19 protein-coding genes are annotated in these 20,360 nt (G+C 67.3%); 12 read left to right on the top strand and 7 right to left on the bottom strand.

The genetic code is table 11. The features are described 5' to 3' along the window. Positions 1-6: 6 nt before the first annotated feature. On the bottom strand, positions 7-771 hold the full coding sequence (locus H6717_26515) for an SH3 domain-containing protein (GenBank protein ID MCB9580613.1): 765 nt from the start codon (positions 769-771) through the stop codon (positions 7-9). Next, the gene (locus H6717_26510) at positions 768-1,241 is read right to left on the bottom strand and encodes a hypothetical protein (GenBank protein MCB9580612.1); all 474 of its coding nucleotides are present in this window, start codon (positions 1,239-1,241) and stop codon (positions 768-770) included. The genes H6717_26515 and H6717_26510 overlap by 4 nt, the downstream gene beginning before the upstream one ends. A 256-nt stretch (positions 1,242-1,497) precedes the next feature. Here H6717_26510 and H6717_26505 point away from each other — a divergent pair, with 256 nt between their 5' ends. The 8 genes from H6717_26505 (at position 1,498) to H6717_26470 (ending at position 7,653) form a co-directional block, all read left to right on the top strand. Further along, entirely contained in the window at positions 1,498-1,674 is a 177-nt protein-coding gene (locus H6717_26505) for a hypothetical protein (protein MCB9580611.1), read from the top strand. Between the two features lie 50 nt (positions 1,675-1,724). After that, a complete protein-coding gene (locus H6717_26500; protein ID MCB9580610.1) occupies positions 1,725-2,771 on the top strand; it encodes a TIGR04552 family protein in 1,047 nt (348 codons plus the stop codon). Between the two features lie 70 nt (positions 2,772-2,841). After that, positions 2,842-3,351, top strand: coding sequence for a DUF507 family protein (locus H6717_26495; GenBank protein MCB9580609.1), 510 nt, complete (start codon positions 2,842-2,844; stop codon positions 3,349-3,351). A gap of 15 nt (positions 3,352-3,366) precedes the next feature. Continuing rightward, positions 3,367-4,326, top strand: a complete 960-nt coding sequence (locus H6717_26490) for an SDR family oxidoreductase (GenBank protein MCB9580608.1) — start codon at positions 3,367-3,369, stop codon at positions 4,324-4,326. After that, positions 4,323-5,195: a YicC family protein gene (locus H6717_26485; protein MCB9580607.1), complete on the top strand. Its 873-nt coding sequence runs from the start codon at positions 4,323-4,325 to the stop codon at positions 5,193-5,195. The genes H6717_26490 and H6717_26485 overlap by 4 nt, the downstream gene beginning before the upstream one ends. Next, positions 5,185-5,829: a guanylate kinase gene (gmk, locus tag H6717_26480; protein MCB9580606.1), complete on the top strand. Its 645-nt coding sequence runs from the start codon at positions 5,185-5,187 to the stop codon at positions 5,827-5,829. The genes H6717_26485 and gmk overlap by 11 nt, the downstream gene beginning before the upstream one ends. 34 nt (positions 5,830-5,863) lie before the next feature. Continuing rightward, positions 5,864-6,730 carry an S-methyl-5'-thioadenosine phosphorylase gene (gene mtnP, locus H6717_26475; GenBank protein ID MCB9580605.1) on the top strand — a complete coding sequence of 289 codons (867 nt, stop codon included), beginning with the start codon at positions 5,864-5,866 and terminating at the stop codon, positions 6,728-6,730. Then, a complete protein-coding gene (locus H6717_26470) occupies positions 6,727-7,653 on the top strand; it encodes a sugar kinase (protein ID MCB9580604.1) in 927 nt (308 codons plus the stop codon). Before mtnP ends, H6717_26470 begins: the two co-directional genes overlap by 4 nt. A 2-nt stretch (positions 7,654-7,655) precedes the next feature. Here H6717_26470 and H6717_26465 read toward each other — a convergent pair whose 3' ends face one another. Beyond that, a complete protein-coding gene (locus H6717_26465; GenBank protein ID MCB9580603.1) occupies positions 7,656-8,222 on the bottom strand; it encodes a YdeI/OmpD-associated family protein in 567 nt (188 codons plus the stop codon). A gap of 88 nt (positions 8,223-8,310) precedes the next feature. On the opposite strand from H6717_26465, the gene H6717_26460 reads away from it, so the two are divergent. Continuing rightward, a complete protein-coding gene (locus tag H6717_26460; GenBank protein ID MCB9580602.1) occupies positions 8,311-9,393 on the top strand; it encodes a hypothetical protein in 1,083 nt (360 codons plus the stop codon). Positions 9,394-9,640: 247 nt separating this feature from the next. Continuing rightward, the gene (locus H6717_26455; protein ID MCB9580601.1) at positions 9,641-13,894 is read left to right on the top strand and encodes a hypothetical protein; all 4,254 of its coding nucleotides are present in this window, start codon (positions 9,641-9,643) and stop codon (positions 13,892-13,894) included. Between the two features lie 97 nt (positions 13,895-13,991). On the opposite strand, the gene H6717_26450 is transcribed toward H6717_26455, so the two are convergent. Both H6717_26450 and H6717_26445 read right to left on the bottom strand, forming a co-directional pair. Continuing rightward, complete coding sequence (locus H6717_26450; protein MCB9580600.1) at positions 13,992-15,980, bottom strand: hypothetical protein; 1,989 nt, start codon at positions 15,978-15,980, stop codon at positions 13,992-13,994. 110 nt (positions 15,981-16,090) lie between these two features. Then, positions 16,091-16,354 carry a hypothetical protein gene (locus tag H6717_26445; protein MCB9580599.1) on the bottom strand — a complete coding sequence of 88 codons (264 nt, stop codon included), beginning with the start codon at positions 16,352-16,354 and terminating at the stop codon, positions 16,091-16,093. 268 nt (positions 16,355-16,622) lie between these two features. Here H6717_26445 and H6717_26440 point away from each other — a divergent pair, with 268 nt between their 5' ends. Continuing rightward, complete coding sequence (locus H6717_26440; GenBank protein MCB9580598.1) at positions 16,623-17,030, top strand: aspartate 1-decarboxylase; 408 nt, start codon at positions 16,623-16,625, stop codon at positions 17,028-17,030. Positions 17,031-17,108: 78 nt separating this feature from the next. After that, positions 17,109-18,275, top strand: coding sequence for a hypothetical protein (locus H6717_26435; protein MCB9580597.1), 1,167 nt, complete (start codon positions 17,109-17,111; stop codon positions 18,273-18,275). Here the strand turns inward: H6717_26435 and H6717_26430 are convergent. After that, entirely contained in the window at positions 18,254-18,772 is a 519-nt protein-coding gene (locus H6717_26430) for a hypothetical protein (protein ID MCB9580596.1), read from the bottom strand. The two genes, H6717_26435 and H6717_26430, sit on opposite strands and share 22 nt — an antisense overlap. 39 nt (positions 18,773-18,811) lie before the next feature. Continuing rightward, a complete protein-coding gene (locus tag H6717_26425) occupies positions 18,812-20,245 on the bottom strand; it encodes a hypothetical protein (protein ID MCB9580595.1) in 1,434 nt (477 codons plus the stop codon). Positions 20,246-20,360 lie beyond the last annotated feature (115 nt).

The following is a 20,360-nucleotide window of genomic DNA, read 5'->3' as shown; positions in this document are numbered from 1 at the left end:
CGCCTCTCAGAAGTAGGTTCCGAGCCCTCCGTAGTAGGTCTGGACGTTGTCGTAGGAGTCCTCCGTGAAGATCACGGTGTTGTTGGCCTCGATCCGCAGCAAGATCCGCCAGCGCAGCGAGACCAAGAGGCCGCCTCCGGCGCGGGCGTGGAAGAAGTCCAGCGTCGGCCGTACGAACTCGTCGTTGGGGATCTCCCGCAGCCCGCCCGCGCCGATGTGCAAGAAGGGGGCGATGGCCCAATCCGGAGCCAGGTTGAGCGTCCCCCCCAGGCCGTAGATGAAACGCTTGCCGTCATCGAGCAGCGCGAGGCCCGCGTAGGGCTCGATGGCGATCGCCGGCGCCAGCACGAACGCAGGTCGCAGCTCCACGTAGCCGCTGCCATCGAAGAGCCCCGCCATCAACGCGAAGCCGCCGTGCGCTTCCTGAAGCGCCGGCGGCGCGAAGAAGCCAGGCTTGGACGCGCCCTCGGGAGCGTCTTCCCCGGCGCCGACGGGTTCCACGGTGTCTCCCAGCACCCAACCTTCGCGGCCGTCGGGGAGCACGACCTTGAGCCAGAACCCGGTTCCCTCGCGGCCTTCGATCAAGAACGTCTCGCCGCGGTGCGCGCGGTAGATCACCCGGTGCCCCACGCCGGGGCCCGAGCGCAGCGCGGTCTCGCCGACCACCACGCGGGCAAAGGCGTCGATGTCCTCTTCGCTGTCCGCCGCACGAGCGACGGCGGGAGCGGTGAGGAGCGCGACGGCCACAGTGAGCGAAGCGAGGAGCCTCATTGATTAGAAAACTTCGTGGCCCACTGGCGAATGATGTCCGCTTCGGGACCGTTGGCGTCGAAGATCTTCCGGGGGTGCACTGCCTGCTTCGTTGGATAGTTGAGCAATGGAGCCAGATCTGGATCAAGCTGCATGCGGGCTTGAGAAGTCTGGTAGTTGCCCTGGGCTGCCGCCGGCGGCCCCTGCGTCGGAACGATCCCGTTGCACGTCTCCCCTACCAGCGGGCTGTAGTCTCGCAGCCGGTAGGTGGTCACGTTGAAGTGACAGCCGCCACCGGAGTCGCCCTTGCCCGGGTCCCCTGGCCCGCAGCGGTTGGCGAAAATCATGGGCTCCACTTGGCAGTAGTAGAAGTTCTCGTCGTAGACGACGTCGGCGATGTTGAAGTCGCCACCCGGCTCGACGGTGGTGCATCCCGACGCAAAAGTCAGCAGCGCTGCCGCCACCAGGCTCCCGACCGACGCGCGTCTCACGTGAGGCACGCTAACAAAACCAGAGAGGGTGCGTAAGGTTATCGCGCGGGGTCGGACCCAGCCTGGTGCGCGTCGCCCCGCCATCCACCCACATAAATAAGCGCACCTGACCTTAACCCCTTGCTCACCCCGGTCCGGTTGACTAACAGTTGGCCCCGCCTGTGAGCGGTGTGGTACGATATCCTACATTGTCGCAGCTTGTCCTACTCGGCTTGATGGGGGCTCTGATTCTGGACCCGACCCTGCGGAGACGTTGATGAAGCTGAACCTGTGGTATCTGGCCGCCCTCCTGCCCCTGCCTTTGATCTACGCTGGGGGTGCCTTGGGCGCCCAGTTCGCGGTGCTGGGCCTCACGCTAGGTATCTTCTTCGGCACCCTGTCGCTCCGTAAACCCGCGGCGGGCGACGCAACCACGACGAATCCCGGTCACTGACAGCGCGACCCGATAGCCAGCCCCCCCAATCCGGCGAGCGGATAAGCTTCATTCCCCCCTCGCCTGGGCTGAAGTCCATCGACGAGCTGACGCTGCACGACGTCGAGGCCCTGCGCCTGATCTTGCGGGGCAGCTCCGTCGTCGACTGGCATCGACTGAACATCTCCAGCCCCGAGCAGGCGCTGGCGCTGCTCCGAAACCACGAGATCGATCCCGAGCTCGACGCCGACTACCTCGAGCACGTCAAGGGCGAGGCCATCAGCTTCCTGCGCCGCCACTTCACCTTCGCCATCCCGAAGCCGGTGGAACGGGCGCCCCTGCAGGAGATCATGATGATGGCCACGGGGAAAGGGCACCGCCAGATGTGCGCGTGCACCATCCTCAAGACGGTCCACATCATCAACCATATGGCCGGGCGCGAGCTCCTCTTCCGCCTGCCCATCAGCGACCGGGACCTGTTCCACTTCGTGGAAGAGAAGGTCTACCGCGTGGTGGGCACCATGCTGAGCTCCGGCTTCCCCATCACGGAGTTCGTGGGCGGGCGAAAGAACCTGGATTCGACCTACACGAAGCTGCTCTCGAAGTGGGAGGCCACCGCCGCGGCCTTGTACGACAAGCTCCGCTTCCGGATCGTGACCCGCACGCGGGATCAGCTGTTGCCGGTGCTGAACTACCTCACCGAACAGCTATTCCCCTTCAGCTACGTGGTGCCGGGGGAGAGCACCAACACCATCCTGCCCTTCAACAGTTACTGCGAGGCGCACCCCCATTTGAGCAAGATGGTGCCCAGCTTTCAGGGCGGTGTGGACGACGCGCTGACGCCGGTGGACAACCGCTTCAGCGCCCCCAACTACCGGGTGATCCAGTTCGTGGCCGACCTCCCGCTGCGCGTGCCCCCGCACCTGATGGAGCTGGCACCGCCGGGCTCCGAGAAGCTCGGTCCCATCGTGTACATGCTGTGCGAGTTCCAGCTGTTGGACGCCGAAAGCGAAGCCGCCAACGAGTCCGGGGACGCCAGCCACGAGGCGTACAAGGCCCGGCAGCGCGCGGCCGTGGCGCGGCGCCTGCGCCTCGGCGCCCGACGCAAGGACGGCTGACAAAAAAGCGCGATCGGGGCCGGCGTTCTCGTTTGCGGCGGGAGGCGCAAGACGGTACGGATCGGGGCCCATGCGTTTGCACAGCGCCAAGGTGCCGCAGATCGCGGCCGAGATGGTGAGCCTGCTCACCTCCGACAAGTCCGTCGAGACGGAAGAGCCCGCGGAAATGCAGGCCGACATCGAAGCGGTGCTCAATCAGTACGTCCGTGACGAGCAGGACGTGAGCGAGCGCGCCCGCGACCTGATGGCAGAGCGCAACCTGCCACCCTCCGAGCTCGGACGCACCCGGCGCCTGGTCGCGGACCAACGCAAGATCAAGATCGGCGACGAAGCCATCGACTACCTGTTGGACCAGCTGCTCGAGATGCTGATGCACTCCAACAACGTGGACGAGGTCTACGCCGAAGACTACGAGCTGCGCCGCCGCATGCGCGAGCCCCTGCGCCGCCAGGAAGTGGAAGAAGAGTCGCTGCAGCAAGAGGTGCGCAGCAAGCTCAAGCACGTGCAAGAGGGCACGGCCCTGTGGGAAGTGGAATACCGACGCATGATGGAGGATATCAAGCGTCGCAAGGGCCTTTAGAAGAGCGCTCGCGCCGTGCTCCATCTGGTCACCGGCGGGGCGGGTTTCATTGGTTCCAACTTGGTGCGTGCCCTGGTGCGCCAGGGGCATCAAGTGCGCGTGGTGGACGATCTGTCCACCGGCTTCTGGGAGCACCTGGGCGAGCTCCGAAATCACCCGGACGTGGAGCCCCTCACCGGGGACATCCGAGACCAAAGCCTGATGGCGCGCGCCTCGGAAGGCGTGAGCGTCGTGTTCCACGAAGCGGCGCTCGGCTCCGTGCCCCTGAGCATCGAGGATCCCGTTCGGGCGGATTCCGTCAACGTGCACGGCACCGTCACGGTGCTCGAAAGCGCGCGCCGCGCGGGGGTGAAGCGCGTGGTGTTCGCCGCCTCTTCTGCGGCCTACGGGGACGAACCCACGCTGCCCAAGCTGGAGCACATGCCCACGGCGCCGCTTTCGCCCTACGCGGTGAGCAAGATCGCGGCGGAGCAGTACCTCCGGGTGTTCGCCGAGCTGTACGGCATCGACACCGTGTGCCTGCGCTACTTCAACGTGTTCGGTCCGAACCAACGCCCGGACGGCGCCTACGCCGCCGCCATTCCCAAGTTCCTGTGGGCGGCGCTCCACGACGAGCCCATCAGCATCTACGGGGACGGCGGCGCCACGCGGGACTTCTGTTTCATCGACAACGTGGTGCAGGCGAACCTCGCCGCCGCGCAAAGTGAGCGGAAGCTCGCCGGGGAGATCGTCAACGTGGCCACGGGGCAGAGCGTCACCCTGACCGAGTTGGTCGACGAGATCGCCACGCTCCTCGGCAAGCGGCTCGACGTGCGGCACGACCCGCCGCGCGCGGGGGACATCCGCCACTCCGTCGCGGACATCGGGCGGGCGCGTGAGCTCTTCGGCTATGAGCCCACCGTCGCCTGGCGTGAAGGACTTCGTCCGACGGCGGACTACCTGCGCGAGCTTTCCCGGGAGCGAGGCCGGTCGTGAAGAGCATGACGGGCTTCGGCGCTGGGGACGCCCCGCTCGGGGACGGCCGCGTCGCGGTCGAAATCCGCTCGCTGAACCATCGCTACCTGGACGTGCGAGTGCGAACGCCCACGGAGCTCGGCGACCAAGGCTTCTTCGTGGAGCAGCTGGCGCGGGAACGGCTGAGCCGCGGGCGCTATGACGTCGGCATCCGACTGGAGGGCGCGGCCCTGCCGCCGCCCCGTCTCTCCCCGGAACGCGTGCGCGCGGTGTATCGGCAGCTGTGCGAGCTGCGGGACGAGCTGTCTCCCGGGAGCGAGCTGTCCATCGGCGTGGTCGCCACCATTCCCGACGTGTTCGAGTCCACCAGCGTGATGGACGTGGAAACCGTGCGCGGCGCCCTGTCCGAGGCGTTTCACGCTGCCTGCGCCGCGCTGGACCAGATGCGCAGCGACGAAGGCCGCGCGCTGCACGCCGACCTGGGGGGCCGCGTGGATGCGGCCGCCGAGATTTGCGAGCACGTCGCGAGCCGCGTGAGCGAGGTGGTGGAGGCGCAGCGGCAGCGCCTCTCGGCGCGCCTGGAGCGGCTGCTCGCCGACGCGCAGGTCAGCGTGGACGCCGGGCGGCTGGAGACGGAGCTCGCCATCTTGGCCGACAAGAGCGACATCACCGAGGAGCTGGTGCGGCTTCGGAGCCACTTCGAGCAGTTTCGCGCGCTGCTCTCGGCGAAGGTGCCCGTCGGCCGCAGGATGGACTTCTTGCTGCAGGAGATCGGCCGCGAGGTGAACACCATCGGCAGCAAGAGTCAGGATTCGGACCTGGCCCAGCACGTGGTAGCGCTGAAGGCCGAGGTCGAGCGCATGCGGGAGCAGGTGCAGAATGTCGAGTGACGGTCCGCTGCTCATCATCATCTCTTCACCGTCCGGCGCGGGCAAGACCACCCTCACCCGCCGCTTGCGGGAACAGGTCAGCGGGCTCGAGTTCAGCGTGAGCCACACCACCCGCAAGCCCCGTTCGGGAGAGAAAGACGGCCGCGAGTACCACTTCGTGAGCCGCGAGACCTTCGAGCAGTTGATCCAGCTCGACGAGTTCTTGGAGTGGGCCGAGGTCCACGGCAACCTGTACGGGACCAGCCGCCGGGAAGTGACCAGCGCCGGGGACAAGCGCGGGATCATCTTCGACATCGACCACCAGGGCGCGCGCCAGATCAAGAGCGTGCACCCCGGCGCCATCAGCGTGTTCATCCTGCCGCCCAGCATGGAAGTGCTGGAGGCACGTCTCCGTGGTCGCGCCAGCGAGGACGAGCCCACGGTGCAGCGACGCTTCGCCGTGGCTCGAGAAGAGATCGCCCACTACGGCCAGTTCGACTACTTGCTGGTCAACGACGATCTGGAGCAGGCCACACTGCAGCTCTCCTCCATCTTCTTGGCCGCCGAGTGCGCGCGCGCGCGGCGCGCCGCCGAGGCCGAACATCTGCTCGCCGAAGGCCGCGGCTTCGGCGGCTCGAAGCCGCCCGCCGCTTGATCGTGCGCGCTCTTGCGTGCTACGTCGGCGCGCGATGAAGAACGTGCTCGGCGTGATCGGGGGCAGCGGGATCTACGACATAGCGGGTCTCGAGTCGGTCGAGGAGCAGCGCGTGGACACGCCCTTCGGCGCGCCCAGCGACGCGCTGATTCGCGGCAAGCTCGGCGACACGGAGCTGATCTTCTTGCCGCGCCACGGCCGGGGTCACAAGGTGAGCCCCACTCACATCAACTACCGGGCCAACGTCGCCGCGATGAAGCTCGCGGGAGCGACGCACCTCCTGAGCCTGTCTGCCGTGGGCTCCATGAAGGAAGACATCGCGCCGGGGGACGTGGTCGTCGTCGACCAGTACATCGACCTCACCAAGCACCGCACCAGCACCTTCTTCGACGGGCCCATCGTGGCTCACGTGGGCTTTGCGGATCCGGTGTGCCCCCTCCTGGCGGATGCCCTGTTCGAGGCGGTGAAGCGCGCCGGCGGGCGCGTCCACCGCGGCGGCACCTACGTGTGCATGGAGGGGCCGCAGTTTTCGACCCGCGCGGAGAGCCAGCTCTACCGCTCCTGGGGCGTGAGCGTGATCGGCATGACCGCCATGCCGGAGGCCAAGCTCGCCCGCGAGGCGGAGCTCCCCTACGCCACCGCGGCGCTGGTCACCGACTACGACTGCTGGCACGACGTGGAAGAAGACGTGAGCGTGCAGAGCGTGCTGGCGGTGCTGGCCGCCAATGCCGACCTCGCCAAGCGCGCCGTGGTGGAGCTGTCCCGTACGCTGCCGGACGCGAGCCAGAGCCCCGCGGCAAGCGCCCTCGAGCACGCGGTGATCACCGCGCCCGGCGCCATGCCCGCCGAAGAAAAGCAGCGCCTCGCCTTCTTGCTGGGCGCCCGGAAGGACGGACAATGATTCGCAACGACAGCCCGGATCCGGTGCTCATCGTCGGCTCCATGGCCTTCGACGACCTCGAGCTCCCCACCGCCAAGGCCACGGACGTGGTGGGCGGCTCCGCCACCTATGCGGCGATGTCCACCAGCCTGTTCGCTCCCGCCCGCGTGGTCGCGGTGGTGGGCACGGACTTCCCGGACTCCGCCATCAAGACGCTGGAAGCCCGCGGTGTGGACGTCTCCGGAGTGGAGCGCGCCCAGGGCAAGACCTTCCGCTGGTCCGGCCGCTACGCGGACAACCTCGCGAGCCGCACCACGCTGGATACGCAGCTGAACGTGTTCGCGGACTTCTCCCCCAAGCTGCCGGAGAGCTTCTGCTCCAGCCCCTTCGTGCTGCTCGGCAACATCCACCCGGCGCTTCAGCTCTCGGTGCTCGACGCCACGGACGCCCCGCGCTTCGTCGCCGCCGACACCATGAACTTCTGGATCGATGGCGAGCGTCCGACCTTGATCAAGCTGCTCGGCCGCATCGATACCCTCGTGATCAACGACGAGGAGCTGCGCCAGCTCGCCGAGGAGCACAACATCAAGAAGGCCGCCCGCGCCGTGATGGCCATGGGCCCCAAGCGGCTGATCGTGAAGCGCGGCGAGTACGGCGCCATGCTGTTCGACGACCACGGCATCTTCTTCGCGCCGGCGTACCCGCTCGAAGAGGAGATCGATCCCACCGGCGCCGGCGACACCTTTGCCGGTGCATTCCTGGGCTATCTGTCCCGCGAGGGCGCCGTGAACGAAGCCACGCTACGCCGCGCGCTGATGGTCGCCGCCACCGTCGCGTCGTTCTGCGTGGAGGGTATCGGCACCTCGCGGGTGCAGAGCCTGGACCAGGACACCGTAGCCGAGCGCCTCGAAGTCCTGCGCACGCTGGTGCGCTTCACCCACTGACGTCAGTCCCGCAAACCCTTGCCGGCGAGGATCTGTGGGCGGACCTTCTCGATCCGTGCGACGCGCGTCTTGGACTGCTTGGCGCCGGAAAGGTAAAGGTTGTACTCGCGGCGTCGCCCGGGAGTCAGCTTCTCGAACGCCGCAGCGAGCTTCTTGTCGGCAGCCAGCGCTCGCAGCAGCTCGTCCACGAGCACCAGCTGCTTCGGCTTTTCGACCGTGAGGCCCGCCTGCTCCACGCGAATCGCCTCCCGCACGTAGGCTTTCAGCACGGACTTTTTCACGTCCTGGACCTGGGTGAAGCACATGCGGAGGGCGGAGCGGGAATTGGGCCCCTGGGACTCGAGCACGCCTTTCGGATCCTTCATCAGCGCGCCCTTGAAGAACATCAGCGCGAGATGCTCTTTCATCGGCTGGAGGATGCAGATGTTGTCGTCTCCGAACCCGTAGCAGGGCTTCCCCCACTTCAGCGCCTCGCTCAGCTTGCAGTCGAGCAGCACCGCGCGCACCGCTTCGATCTCGGGCTTCCATTTCTTCTGCCGGCGTACGAAGGCATCGACTTTCGCGTCCATCGGCGGCCATGCTGGTCCGTAGCGCGAAGGCGATCAAGCTCGAAGCGCCTGCGGGTCCGGTGTATGAGCGCGTCTCGGAGGCAGGCAGATGCGGGTGATCCTGTGGACGACGAGCGTGGCGATGCTGCTCGCCGCGGCAGCGTGCGGCAGTGACGAAAGCTCCGCGGGCAGCGGCGGCATGGCCGGCAGCGGCGGCATGGCCGGCAGCGGCGGCACGGCCGGCATGGCGGGAAGCGCCGGAAGCGACGCCGGCACTCCGGAGTGCATGCCCACGGCGGACGTCTGCTTCGTGAACGGACCCAGCGGCCCCGGCGCCGCATGCATGGCCAAGGCAGACTTCTCGTCCGCCGCCGTCACCCAGCTGCGCGCGACCTCGCACCAGGTGAAGAGCCCCGCAGCACTGGCGGAGCCCTTCGTGCAAGACGGCATCATCACCAAGAAGAGCGCCCTCGCCGAGCCCGAGTGCCACCTGAACGGGAGCGGCCAGTTCAACCTGCTGATGGAGATCGACAGCGCCCAGAAGCAGCTCACCATCGGCGGCGGAATTCCACAGGCCTTGGCTGGCGCCCCCAAGGACGGCACCTGCTACGCGAGCTTCACCGACACCGCCAGCGGTCTGGTCGTGAAGCCGGAAACCCAGGGCTACAGCGAAGAGAGCGATGGCTCCCTCAGCGCCACGTTCCCGAGCTTCGTGATGCCCATCTACCTGGCCGACACCACCACGGCCGACAGCTACGTGCTGGTGCCCCTGCACGACCTCACGGTGAACGCCACCCTCAGCGCCGACAAGAACTGCATCGGCCGCTACGCCGCCGAAACCCTGGACCCCGGGAGCGACTGCCAGCCCGCTGCCGGCGAGTTCGCCTGGAAGACCGGCGGCCACTACGAGGGCTACATCACCGTGGAAGAAGCCGACAAGGTCTTCGTGGTTTCCCTGGGGGAAACGCTGTGCGTGCTGCTCACGGGGGATCCCGCCATGTGGAAGGGCCCCGCGCCGGAAGCGAGCTGCAAGACGAGCGTGGGCTTCACCCAGACGGGTGGGCTGCCCAAGGGCGATTGGTGCTCGACGACCAACAGCGCCGGCGGTTGCCAGGACGCATGGCGCTTGGTCATCGACGTGGCCGCGCAAGCGATCCCGATCAAGGGCGTCTATCCGAGCGACTGCCCCTGAGTCCGTGACGGGGCGTTACCGCGGCGCCCCGACATCCAAACGATCCAGATCGAGGGTTTGTTGGTTCGGCGCGAGCCCCGTCACGCCGCAGCGCGCAACACACCCGGGCGCACACGAGACCACACTGATGCGTATCGGCCAACCGGTTCACGGCACAACCACGACGCGTTGACCTGCGCTAGACTGTGACTCGAACTCGCCCTGGGGCGCCGCGAGCGGCCGGGAGCCGCCTGCTTGGGAGAGCCTTATGCCGCGTTGGCTGAAGCACATCGTATTCGTCCTTTTCCTCGTCATTTTCGCCGGCTGCGCTGGTAGCTGCTCGAGCTGCTCGGGCTGCGGGATGACACCACTGCCGGGAGGCTTCCCGAGCGAAAACCGAATCGAGAACTCCGCCAGCGTCCGCCTCACGGACAGCGGCTTGAAGTTCCTCGGCGACAACCTCGGCACGCTGGCGCCGAGCCTGCTCGGATCCGGAAGCGCGAACGCGGGCGTCGTGACCTTCGACGTACCGAAGAGCAGCTTCAGCGCGAGCATCGCGAGCGGCACCGTGTGCCCGAACGGACCCAAGCCGAACGCGAACCCGCCCGAGTGTGTGGTGGAGAGCGACCTGTCGAAGGCGAACCTCACCGTGGCCACCAAGGCGCCGCACAACATCACGGTGAAGGGCACGCTGCCCGTGCGGCTGCGCAAGCTGCCGGTCGACGTCAAGGTGCTGTTCTCCTTCGGCATCGAGGCCGTGCTCACCAACGGTGGGAAGTGCAGCCCGCTGGATTACGCGCAGATCCCCGTCGACATCGACATCTCTCTGGAAGCCGATCAAGACCCCACGCACGTTTCACGCAAGGGCTACACCAAGGTCAAGATCGTCAACATCGGGATCGACAACAACGCCATCGAGAACTCGATCCACTTCTGCGGCAACAGCCTCGGCAACTCGGTCGCCAACCTCCTCAAGGGCCTCTTGATCGGAAACCTGATCGGCGGCCTCACGGATACGCTCAAGGGCACCATCGAAGACCAGCTGTGCGCCACGGAAGATCCCGCCACCGGCGTCACCTGCCCCACGGGCACGTATCCCGACAGCGGCGGCACCTGCCGCTACTGCACGCCGGACGGCACCGGCAAGTGCACGAGCTCGAACGACGAGTGCGTGGCCATCGCCCTGGGCGTGGACGGCAACATCAATCTCTCCTCCGCGCTCTCGAGCCTGTCTCCCGGGACCAAGGGCGGCTTCGACTTCCTCGCGGCCCTCGGCGGTGAGGGCGTGCGGGACGACAGCTCCGGCATGCTGTGGGGCGACCTGAACCCCATCAACAGCGGCGCGACGGTGGGCATGATGGGCGGCGCCGAGCCGACGCCGATCACCCAGTGCGTGCCCATCGCCAACCTGACCAAACCGGAGAGCATTCCCATCCCCGACGAGATCACGGCCAACACCGTGCCGGGCTGGACGGGAGAAGGGCCGCACGTCGGCTTCGCGCTTTCTGAGCGGTACCTGAACTACGCCCTGGGCGCCGTGTACAACAGCGGCGCGCTGTGCCTCGGTGTCGGCAGCTCCACCTTCGGCTCGCTCTTGAACAGCGACACCATCGGCCTCCTGATCCCGTCCTTCAAGGATCTGGCGCGGCAGAAGACGGCAGCACCCCTGGCCTTGATTCTACGGCCGCAAGAGCCGCCCACGGCCACCATCGGCAAGGGCACGGACCTCGAGACCGACCCGCTGCTCAACATCACGCTCAACAAGCTGAACATCGACTTCTACGTGTGGTCGAGCGATCGCTACATCCGGGCCTTCACGGCGCAGCTCGACATCGTCGCGCCGGTGAACCTGGACGTGACGCCGGCCGGCCTCGCCCCGGTGATCGACAAAGTCCAGGTGAACAATCCCAGCCTGGCCAACGCGGATCTGCTGCGCGAGGACGAACAGAAGGCGGCGGATGCGCTGGCCTCCATCGTGGCCAGCCAGATCGGCTCGGCCCTCGGCGGCGCCATCAGCCCCATCGACCTGAACAGCTCCCTCGCCTCCCTGGGCCTCACGCTGAACATCCCGCCCACGGTGCAGGGTCAGGGCAGCCCGGGTCTCACCAAGCTGGAGAAGGGCCCGGACCGCTTCCTGGGCGTGTTCGCGGCCTTCGGCGTGGCCAGCGGCTCGGCGAAGATGCTGCCGCCCGCCCAGGCGGACACCTCCGCCGAGGTGACCGGCAAGAAGGTGGAGCTCGCCGGCCTCACGCTGCCGACCATCACCAAGGACAATCGCCCCACGGTGGATCTGCGCGTGTCGAGCCCCCTCGACAACGGCGCGAACACCATCGAGTACCAGTACCGCCTCGACGGCGGCTTCTGGCACCCGTGGACCTACGACAAGAACATCACGCTCACGGATCCCGAGCTGAGCATCCAGGCGCGGCACCACGTGGAGGTGCGGGCGCGCGTCGTCGGCATCCCGGCGAGCATGGACGAGACGCCCGCGAAGGTGGAGTTCCTGATCGACAAGACTCCGCCGGACGTCACCTTCGGCGACAAGCCCGTGGCCGGCAAGCTCGACGTGAACGTGCGCGACGTCGTTTCTCCCGCCACCGCGGTGAAGGTGCGCTGGGCCGTGGACGACGGCGCCTTCAGCGAGTGGGTCACGGCGGACACGCTGTCCAGCATCGACGTGGGGAGCGGCGCCACCGTCAAGGTGGAGGCCGTGGATGAAGAGGGCAACGTGGGCAAGGTGCAGCAGTCGGTGATCCGCGGCGAGCAAGACGCATCCCTCGCCACCGGCAGCGGCTGCAATTGCAGCCTGCCGGGCTCGCCCTCCAGCGGTGGCGATCTTCAGCGCTACGGGTTCCCCGCCCTCTTGGCCCTGGCGCTGGGCCTCTTCTGGCGCCGGCGCCGGAGCGACGAGAACGGAGGCGACGCGCGGCAGACCCGCGCGTCCCACAAAAGCGTCCGCAGCGTAAGAGTCCTCGGCACGGTGGCGCTGATGGCGCTCGCCTCGTCGTGGTCCGGCTGCTCCTGCGGCAGCGACGACAAGGCTCCAGCGGGTGGCACCGGGGGTGCGGACTCCGGCAAGCCGCCGGGCGCCTGCCCCGACGCCGAGAACTGCGAGGTGCTCGACCCTGGACTGGTGGGCGCCTACTCGTCCGTCGCCGTCGACTCCGCCGGCACCATCTGGGTCGCCGGCTACGACGACATCGGCTACGGCAACTCGCCGGACTTCGGTGAGGTCGACTACACCTGGGGCGATCTGGTGGTCGGCAAATACACCGACGGCAAGGTGGTGTGGCAGACGGTGGACGGCTTGCCCGAGGTCGACGACACGCTCGACCCCGGCACCTCCGGCGGCCCACCGGATCCGTTCCTGAACGACATCACCGGCTTCCGCCAAGGCCTCACGGAGGCGGGAGACGACGTCGGTCTGTGGACCAGCATCGCCCTGGTGAACGACAAGCCCGTCGTTGCCTACTACGACGCCACCAACCGCGCGCTCAAGTTCGCCGCCTTCGACGGCAACAACTGGGCGGTCCACACCGTGCAGCAGAAGGACAAGAGCGACCTCGGTCGCTACGCCAAGCTGCTCGTGGTGGATGGCAAGCCGGTGATCGCCTACCAGGCCATCGAGGCCACCACGGAGGGCGCGATGAGCGCCGTGCGGGTGGCCACCGCCTCGAGCGCCACGCCCGGCTCCACCACTGACTGGACCTTCGCCGACGCCGTCGTCAACAACACGGAAACGCCCTGCCGCGCCTACATGTGCGGCACGGACGTGTGCGTGCAAGACACCGGCAAGTGCGTGGCCAAGGCCGCAGGCTGCGATCCGAAGTGCAGCAGCGGCGACGCCTGCATCGACGAGGGCGGCACGAAGACGTGCGTCGCGTCCTACGACAAGAGCTACCTCGACACCTATCCGGCCGGCATCGGCGGATACATCTCGCTGGCGCAGACCTCGTCCGGTCTCGGCATCGCCTACTACGACCGCCTGCACGGCAACCTGATGGCGGTCCGCTCCGAAGGCGGCACCTGGCAACCGCCGGTGTTGCTCGACGGTCAGGCGGACGGCCCCAACGGCCCCACGGACACCGGCGACGTGGGCATCGGCACCAGCCTGTTCGTGGACTCCGGCGGCGATTGGCACATCAGCTACGTGAACGGCTTCGAAGAGACCCTCGTGTACCAGAAGGTCACCGCTGGCACGACGCCCACGCCGCCGGAGGTGGTGGACGACGGCGCCACCGCCGACGGCCAAGCCATCGTGGGTGACGACTCCAGCATCTTCGTCACCGCCACCGGCGAGGTGCAGATCGCCTATCAAGACGCGACCAACGGCGAGCTTCGCTGGGCCGTCGGCGCGCCCAACGGCGGGACGCACAGCTGGGACAAGAAGTCGCTACCCGTGAGCGACTTCGCCGGCGCCTTCAGTCACATCGTGAGCGGCAGTGGCGCGACGCAGGTGGCCACCTGGTGGCGCCGCGGCAAGCCCCGCACGGAGGGCGACGTCACCATCGTCAACCCCTGAGTCCCCAAGCAGCGCGAAGCCACGTCTCCTCGGAGGCGTGGCTTCGTTCGTTTGTTGGTGCGGCGCGAGCCCCGTCGCGCCCGGCGCGTGCGACAGCTCAGTTCGGAATTTCACGCGCGCCGATCGTTGGCGCGTTCGCGTCCCGTTCGATGGGCGGCTCGCTCCCGTCGTACTCCACTCCCGGCAGCGCGACGCCCACTTTCAACCCGGCGTTCTTCGGGACGAAGCCCGCTAGATCCACGAACTGCGGATCTAACGTATGAGAGCTCGTTCCCACGGGGGCAAAGCCACCATGGAAGTCGTTGTGGTCGAAGGTGAAGCCGGTCACCTGGCTTGCCTGCTGGGCCGCCACCGAGCTGAAGATGCAGTTGACCACTTCGTTGCCGGACGAAGAAACGCCACCGTCGTTCGTGAAGAAGTACGGCGCGTTTTGAATGGTCCAGTTTTCGAACCTGTTGCCGTCGAAAGCGGCCGTGCCGCCCGTGTCGCTGAACAGCCGGACGACGTAGCTCGTGATGTCCTTCGCGACGATGTTCCTGAAGACGTTGTCGCTGCCTGCGGCCACGACGTCTTCCCCGGAACTGCTGGCGGACAGTGCCCATCTCAAATCGTGGAGATAGATGCGCTCGAAGACGTTGTGGTTGGCGCCCGACGTCAGCGTGATCCCACCGCGCCACTGTCCGTTATCGATATCCGTCTCGCCGTCCACTTCACAGTTCTTGAACACGTTGAATCGCGACGTGGAATGCCGTGCGTCCAGACTCTCCATCATGTTGATCGCGAGGCAGTTGTCGAAAAGGTTGTGCTCCGACACGTATTTGGTCGTGAACCCATGACCCCCGTGGCCCGTATAGGTGAGTCGCCGCGCTCGCGAATCCAGCACCTGGTTGTCGTTGCCTCTGACGTAGAAATAGTAGTCGGTCGTCAGCCCGAGCACGTTCGAGGGATCCACCTCGTCGCAATAGCTCGAACAGCCCTGAACGAGGTTCCCGTTGCCATAGATCGCGTAGTTGATGTGGGTGGCGTTGATCACGGTGCAGTCCGTGAACCTGTTCTTGTGCGAATCCCCGAGAAAGTTCACGAACTCGAAGCCGTAGCCTTCGGCACTCGTGGTTCCAACGTCCTTGATCAGGATGCGTTCGAACACGAGCTTGGAGGCGTTGTTATGGCTTTCGACGCCATTGAGGTAGTTGGTGACCTGGATGTTCTTGAAGATGACGTAGTTCGTGTCGTTCTCGATCGAAATGCCGCTCCCGGAGCTTCGATCGCCGCCGTTCAACGTGGGCATCTCCGTGGAGCTCAGTCCGCCGTCACCGTAGGAGTAGTAGAGTGAGGTAATGTCGCCTGGAGCCGTCTTGTAGCCGATGAACTTGATGGGCGCGGACGCGGTGCCTCCTCCGCTCAGCGACAGCTGCGCCGACGAGCTACCTGCCTTCATGTACACGGTCATCCCGGCCTTGGCGTTGGAGAAGGCTTGGCTGTAGGACCAAGCATTGGACTCACTGGTACCGTCGCCGTTGCCGCTGCCCGAAGCACTCGCGTATCTCACGACCCCCGCGCTGGGCTCGGCGATTGAGTTCACGATTCTGGTCAGCGAGAAGTCGTGAACGGCGCCGGTCCCTCCTTCTAGCCGAACGGTGCTGTAGTCCCAGAACGTGAAGGGCGCTGCTACCGTCAGGTAGTGGCCTGTCGTCGCCCCAGCATTGACCACGATGCCAGAAATGGTCTTGCCCGACACCGTGAAACCAGTGGCGCCGAGCTGGGAGGCGAGCAACGGCTTGCTGCTATCGAACTGGACGCGGTTCGGATACTCGGTCTCCACCCTGAAGTTCGTGAGTACCGGAGCCAGTTCGTCGGGGGGTGTCGTGGCATCGGAGGTGGCGTCGTCCAGAGGTCCAGCGTCCAAAGGCTCGCCCCCGTCCTGTCCGACAGATGCGTCCCCCGCCGTGCCGCCACCGCCTCCGCCCCCATCCGGCCCCACGCCTCCTCCGTCCACTCCATTGCCGACAGCTTTGCCCGAGAGCTCGCCGCTACAACCGAGCAAGCAGCAGCCCAAGGCAAGCCCACCCAAAGCCGTGAATCTCATCCTTGGCGCCGCTCCCATTGAGACAGCAGACTACGCTGCGTGAAAGCGAAGCGGGCACCGACATCGAGCCCTTAATCGTGCGGCGCACGATATCCCTTTGGAGGCTTGACTCAGGCGGCGACGGTGGTGGCGCCGGACTCGAGCGCAGCCGTCGCGGGGCCGTCGGCGAGCTCGCGCTCTTCCGCGACCAGCGCGAGCAGCTCGGTCTTGTCGGCGATGCCGGTCTCGAGCAGCACTCGCATGTAGCCATCCACGTAACCGTGGGCGCGGGCCAGCCGCGCATAGGCGACGCCGTCGGTGCGCAACCGGAACACGTCCCGCAACATGGCCCTGAGGTTGTCGAGCATCTGGGTCTTATCGGCGGTCGTGGACATTTCGCTGAAGCTCCTCGTGCCCACGGAAATGCAGCGTGGGAACACGTCGAGCCGTACCGGGAGCGCATGGCTTGGGCCAAGTTTGTACGCGCGCTTTTGGTCGTCTCTCGGAGCTCGGAAGCGGCGGGCGTCAGCCGAAGCCAACGAGTTGCCGACGATCACGAGGCAATGCCTTGAAAAGACCCAATGTTGCCCCTATGTTTCCGAAGTCCGGCAGGTGGACCCGTGCGGAGCGGGCCGCCATGACGCGACGCAGTAGGTAGAAAAAATGAAGCTCAACGTCTTCAAGTCGAAGATCCATCGGGCGACCGTCACGCACGCGGATTTGGAGTACGAGGGCAGTGTCACCATCGACGCGGACTTGCTGGATCGGGCGAACATCCTGCCCTACGAATCCGTGCACATCTGGAACGTGACCCGCGGCTCGCGCATCATGACCTACGCCCTCGAGGGCCCTCGCGGCTCTGGCGTGGTGTGCATCAACGGCGCTGCCGCCCACCTCAACAAGCCCGGCGACCTGGTGATCATGGCGACCTTCGCCGACATGACGCCGGAGGAGGCGCAGAGCTACAAGCCGACGGTGGTGCGGGTCGACTCCAAGAACCGCGCCCTGGACACCACGGCTGAAGAAAAGCCCGGCCCCATCCTCAATTCCCTGCCCACCGGCGTGGCCTGAGGAAAAAATCGGCCTTCGGAGGTCGAATTTCGACAATGGCTGGCGCCTCGTGCGGCGTTCGGATATCGAATGCCGGCTATGAGTCAGCCTGGTCCCGCCGCCCTCGCTGGGGAGCTGTCCGCCCTGCCGGAGCTGGAAGCGCTCGCGGCTCGGGTGCGTGCGGCGGCCCTCGCGGCAGCGGCTGAGCGGCGCGCGGACTTTCTCGCCCCGGGCACCGCAGCGGCACTGCCGGCGGATGCACCGGAGGTCGCGGACGGCACCACGCCCTGGGGCAACGTGCGGGAGATCCTCGAGCGGGGGGCGGCGAGCGCAGAGGAGCTCGCGCTGGCTTCGGCGCTGTTCAGCTACTCGCTCCGAGCGGACTACCCGAGCGCGCCGGAAACGGAGCGAGCCCGCGCCGAGAGCGTGCTCTGGCTCGCGGCGCACACCCGGCTCGATCCACTCTCCGCCGTCGACGCCACCCTCGGCGACCGCGCCGCGGCGCTGTGGTCGTCTCTGGCGCAGGTCGCGGCCACGGCGTCGCGCTCCGAGGCCGTGGTGGCGGCAGCAGCGCTATCCACCAGCGCGAGCCCCGCGGCGGCGCGCGCCCGCGCCACCCTGGCGGAAACGAGCAGCGAGCCGATGGTGCGCGCGCTGCTGCACAAGCCCAGTGAGCGACCGGACCGCTTGTCCGGCGAGCTCGCCCCCTCACCTCACGGTCCGGTGGTGACCACGCTCTTGGCCCTCACGGGCATCTTGTTCGTGATGCGGGGCGCGCGGCTGCTCGGTCGTCTCGCCCTCGCCTACAAGAAGCCCGCGGCGCTCAAGCTCACCGAGCGTGGGCTCGAGCTCGAGCACCGCACGGAGCTCCTCGGTCGCGTGCTCAAGAACCGCGAGACCATCGTGCCCGTGGAAAACCTCGCGCGCGTCACCCGCGAGGTGCGCTTCTCGCGCTTGGGCCTGTACGCCGGCCTCTTCGCTTTGGTGATCGGCAGCTACATCGGCATGGGTCTGATCGTGGACGGCGCCCGCGTGCCGGGCTCCTCCCCTCCGCTCCTGGGCATGGGCCTCTTGGTCATTGGTCTCGGCATCGCCATCGACTTCGGCCTCACGCTGGTGGGCGACGAAGCACGGGGCAAGGTGCGCATCGTCGTGATCCCGAAGAAGGGCCCGAAGCTCTGCATCGGCGCGCTGGATCCCAAGAGCGCCGACGCGATGCTCTCCGCCGTGGCCGAGCTGCCGCGTCAGAGCGTGCAGAACCCGTAGGGCGGCAAGATGATCTGGCAGCGGTAGCCCTCCGCTTGCCGGCACTCGCTGTCTTGGCTGCAGGGCGGCGTGCACATCGTCAGGGTCACGCTGCCCTGGCCGCCGGACACGCCAACACTGGCGCAGGCGGCAACGTCACCGCAGTCGTTGTCGCTCGATTGCGTGTCGCACGCCTTGGAGCAGAAGCCGCCGGGAAACGTGATGGTGGGCACGGGGCCGCCGCCAATCGTAGTCCAACACTCCGCGCCCGCGACGGCGGTGCAGTCCGCGTTGGTGGCGCACGGATCGCCGATCTGGCCGGTCCCGGTGGAGCCGCCACCGGTGCCTGCGCTCGCGCCGGTGCCCGCGCTCGCGCCGGTGCCGCTGCCCGCGCCGGTGCCGGTGGCGCCGCCGGTGCCCGCGCCGCCGCTTCCCGTCCCACCGCCGCTACCGCTGCTGCCGTCGTTCGCACTGCAGCCGAAGACGAAGACCACGAGCCCGAGTGCCGTCCACCGCATGCGGATAGTGTTCCACACTCCGACGCGGGGATTCCATGATCACGGTCCTGCGTCGGCTTGCGCTCCCTCGGCGGGTGCCTCGACGGCAGAGGGCGCCGCGCTGGGCGCTGGCGCCGCGCTCGCAGAGGGCGCCGCACTCGCGGAGGGCATGGCGCTCGCGGAGGGCGCCGCGCTGGCCACGGGCGCTGCGCTGGCCGGCGCTGCCGCACCGGCGTCGGCCTGAGCCTTCTTCGCCTTCTCCTCGGCCTCCTTCGCGAGCAGCGCCGCGTAGTCACTGACGGCCTCGAGGAGCGCCTTGAGCTGCTTTGGCGTCGCCACGACTTTCCCCCGAATTTCCGACTCTTCCGAGGTGAAGCTCACGGGTTCGATGAGCCGCATGGAGCCCAGGAACGGGATCTTCACGAGGGTCACGGCGTTGATGTTCCGGGTCAGCTCTTCCGCGTGGTTTCGCGCCGCCTCGGCATTCTCGTCCTCAGCCACCAGATCGGCCACGGCGCCTCCATCGGAGGTGGGCGTGATGCTCATGCGCACCCACTTGATGCTCTTCGGCACGTTGAAGGGGATGCCCACGAAGGCGCGCCAGGGGGTGGTCACGAAGGTGGTGAGCGCCTCGCTGCCCTTCGCCTTCGGAAAGCGCAGCGACGACCCCAGACTGAGGGCGTGATCCGCGGCGCTCGGTGGCGCCACCACCACGATGCCCGGCGCCGGCATCACGAACACCCGCTCCGCGCGATCCGCCCGCGCCTTGGCGGCTGGCACCCCGGCGTCGAGCCAGCCGCCTTGGGGATCGCGCTTCACGAGACCGTCGATGGCCGCACGGATGCGCGCCGGCGGCGCGCTGAGCCCCAGCACCGCCACCACCTCGGAGGAGTCGCGGAGCTGCGGCCCGGCGATCAGGATCTCGTCCACGTCCTTGATGGGATCGAGCCCGCCCGGCCCGAAGAAGTCCTTCCACTGCTGCGCGGCTCCGAGCAGCGTTCCGATGCGCGAGCCCAGCGGATGATTGCGGATGCGCTTCGCGTGGATCAGGAGCCGCACGTTGGCGTTCGCGTCCGCGACCTTCCCCGCAGCACCGCTGAGAGTCACCGGATCGCCGATGGCCTTGCCGGTGCCCGCGTCCGCTTCCCCGGCGGCTGCCAGCGCTCCCGCATCTTGGCCTGGCTTTTCTTTGGGTTGGTCCGGCGCGGTTTCCTCACTGAGCTCGGTGTCCGAGTCGAGATCTTCGTCGAGATCCGCGAACGGATCGTCACTGCTCGCCGGCCCCCCCGGGGGCTCGGGGCTCGCGGGCTTTGCCTCTTTCGCGCCCGCCCCCGGCCCCGGCGTGTCTTCCTCGACCAGCTCGACCGGGATGGCGTTGATTGGCGGCGAGGGTGGCACTGCCTCGGCGGGCGGAGGATTCAACAGCGAGATCAAGCCGAACAGCCCGAGGATCGGCGTGAGCGGCAGGTGCACCCCGAGAGAAAGCGCCAACATGCGCCACAGCCGGCGCCGGGAGGTGTCCCGTTGTCCACGCCACTGCGGGTCTGAATCCACGCTGCTCACCATACCGCTGTCAGGTTGGACGGGCGAACCTGGGCATTTCACGTTG

Source organism: Polyangiaceae bacterium (assembly GCA_020633235.1).
Classification (GTDB): domain Bacteria; phylum Myxococcota_A; class Polyangia; order Polyangiales; family Polyangiaceae; genus JACKEA01.
Note: the sequence above shows the minus strand (reverse complement) of the source record. Positions and strands in the feature narration are given on the sequence as shown.